Source organism: Mesorhizobium sp. M7D.F.Ca.US.004.01.2.1 (assembly GCF_003997785.1).
GTDB classification, from domain to species: Bacteria; Pseudomonadota; Alphaproteobacteria; order Rhizobiales; family Rhizobiaceae; genus Mesorhizobium; species Mesorhizobium loti.
Genome location: NZ_RZRQ01000517.1, coordinates 1 through 2,902, shown reverse-complemented (window position 1 = coordinate 2,902; position 2,902 = coordinate 1). Strand labels below are relative to the sequence as shown.

Annotated in this window: 1 protein-coding gene and 1 pseudogene; one reads left to right on the top strand and one right to left on the bottom strand. The window is 62.0% G+C overall.

Annotated features, from left to right (window positions below):
- Window positions 1–82: 82 nt before the first annotated feature.
- Complete coding sequence (locus tag EN993_RS34025) at window positions 83–295, top strand: helix-turn-helix transcriptional regulator (RefSeq protein ID WP_127266067.1); 213 nt, start codon at window positions 83–85, stop codon at window positions 293–295.
- A 108-nt stretch (window positions 296–403) separates the two neighbouring features.
- On the opposite strand, the pseudogene EN993_RS34020 reads toward EN993_RS34025, so the two are convergent.
- Window positions 404–2,902: pseudogene (locus EN993_RS34020) on the bottom strand (DNA-directed RNA polymerase subunit beta'); the annotation flags it as partial.

The following is a 2,902-nucleotide window of genomic DNA, read 5'->3' as shown; positions in this document are numbered from 1 at the left end:
GTCGCGGTGATCACCTGGGTCATGGCCGAGGCATCGGCACTCGCCGAAGAAAACGCGCAGTTCATCTGATGAGGATCAGCTCATGCCCATAAGGGTCAGGCTCAATGTCGTCCTCGCCGAACGAAACGTGAAGTCGAAGGACCTGGCCGAATATGTCGGCATCACCGAGGCCAATCTTTCCCTTTTGAAGCAGGGAAAGGTCAAGGGCATCCGGTTCGACACGCTGGAGCGCATCTGCAACTACCTCGACTGCCAGCCGGGCGATCTGCTTCGCTTCGAGAGGCTGTCCGAATAGCACAAAGAAATAGGCCGCCGGGTTGCCCCGACGGCCTTGTTGCCTGAGATTCCTGGAGCGGTTCATCGAAACGACGAACCGCTCTATTTTTTGTTTTGGCCGCCGCGCCTACTGCGCGGCGGTTGTCATGTCGGCCAGCATCGGCTCGGCGACTTCCACACCGGAGGCCTTGCGGCGCTCGTCGATGATCAGTTCGTCGCGCGAGGTGGCGATGCGCCGGATCTGGCTCATCGTGCCGCCGGTGCCGGCCGGGATAAGCCGGCCGACGATGACGTTTTCCTTCAAGCCCTGCAGCATGTCGGTCTTGCCGGCAACGGCAGCTTCCGTCAGCACTCGGGTCGTCTCCTGGAAGGAGGCGGCCGAGATGAAGGACGGCGTCTGCAGCGATGCCTTGGTGATGCCGAGCAGCACCGGCAGGCCTTCGGCCGGCTTCTTGCCGTCCTCGACCAGACGCTCGTTGACCTCTTCCAGTTCGATCACGTCGACATGATCGCCCGGGATGTAGGTCGAGTCGCCCTGCACCGTGATCTCGACCTTCTGCAGCATCTGGCGAACGATCACCTCGATGTGCTTGTCGTTGATCGACACGCCCTGCAGACGGTAGACCTCCTGGATCTCGTTGACGAGGTAGGAAGCAAGTGCCTCCACGCCCTTGATCGCCAGGATGTCGTGCGGCGCCGGATTGCCGTCGAGGATGTAGTCGCCCTTCTCGATGACGTCGCCGTCCTGGAGATGGAACGGCTTGCCCTTCGGGATCAGGTATTCGACCGGCTCAAGCGTCGAGTCATGCGGCTCGATGATGATGCGACGCTTGTTCTTGTAGTCGCGGCCGAAGCGGATCGTGCCGTCGATCTCGGCGATGATGGCGTGATCCTTCGGACGACGTGCCTCGAACAGTTCGGCAACACGCGGCAGACCGCCGGTGATGTCCTTGGTCTTGGCGCTTTCCATCGGAATACGCGCCAGCACGTCGCCGGGGCGAACCTGCGAGCCCGGCTCGACCGAAAGAATGGCCTCGACCGAGAGCAGAAAGCGGGCGTCGCCACCCTTCGACAGCTTGCCGACCTTGCCCTTGGCGTCCTGAATGGCAATCGCCGGCTTCAGGTCGTTGCCGCGTGGCGTCGAGCGCCAGTCGATGACCTCACGCTTGGTGATGCCGGTCGACTCGTCGGCCGTTTCCTGAACAGAAATGCCGTCGACCAGATCCTCGTACGACACCCTGCCCTCGATTTCGGTGAGGACCGGACGGGTGTAGGGATCCCACTCGGCGATACGCTGGCCGCGCTTCACCTTGTCACCATCGTCCACGAAGATGCGCGAACCATAGGTAAGGCGGTGCGAGGCGCGCTCCTTGCCGGCTTCGTCGAGGATCAGCACCGCCATGTTGCGGCCCATGACCATCTGCTGGCCGTCGGAGTTGCGCACCACGTTGCGGTTGCGGATCTCGACCTTGCCCTCATACGAGGCTTCAAGGAACGAGCTGTCCACCACCTGCGCGGTACCGCCCATGTGGAAGGTACGCATGGTGAGCTGCGTGCCCGGCTCGCCGATCGACTGCGCCGCGATGACGCCGACAGCTTCACCCTGGTTGACCGGGGTGCCCCGGGCAAGATCGCGACCGTAGCAGACCGCGCAGACGCCAACCCTGACTTCGCAAGTCAGTGCCGAGCGGATGCGGACCGACTGGACGCCGGCCTTTTCGATCTGTTCCACGTCACGCTCGTCCATCAGCGTTCCGGCCTTGACCAGAATCTCGCCCGACACCGGATGGGTGATGTCGTCGAGCGACGTACGGCCCAGCACGCGCTGGCCAACCGATGCGACGACCTGACCGGCATCGACGATCGGCTGCATGGTGAGGCCCTTGTCGGTGCCGCAGTCGACGGAGTTGACGATGCAATCCTGCGCCACGTCGACCAGACGACGGGTGAGGTAACCCGAGTTCGCCGTCTTCAAGGCGGTGTCGGCCAGACCCTTGCGGGCGCCGTGGGTCGAGTTGAAGTACTCGAGCACGGTCAGGCCTTCCTTGAAGTTCGAGATGATCGGCGTCTCGATGATTTCACCCGACGGCTTGGCCATAAGGCCGCGCATGCCGGCAAGCTGACGCATCTGGGTGGGCGAGCCACGCGCACCGGAGTGCGACATCATATAGATCGAGTTCATCGGCTTTTGACGGCCATTGTCCTCGAACTCGACCGCCTTGATGCGGGCCATCATTTCGTCGGCGACCTTTTCCGAGCACTTGGCCCAGGCGTCGACGACCTTGTTGTACTTCTCGCCCTGCGTGATCAGACCGTCATTGTACTGCTGCTCGTATTCCTTGGCCAAAGCCTCGGTATCGGAGACCAGCTTGATCTTGGCGTCCGGGATCAGCATGTCGTCCTTGCCGAACGAAATGCCGGCGCGGCAGGCATGGCTGAAGCCGAGTGCCATGATGCGGTCGCAGAAAATGACCGTCTCCTTCTGACCGCAGTGGCGGTAGACGGTGTCGATCATCTTGGAGATGTTCTTCTTGGTCATCTCCTGATTGGCGGTCTCGTAAGGCACGTTGACGTTCTTCGGCAGAAGCTCGCCGATGATCATGCGGCCAGGGGTGGTGTCATGGAT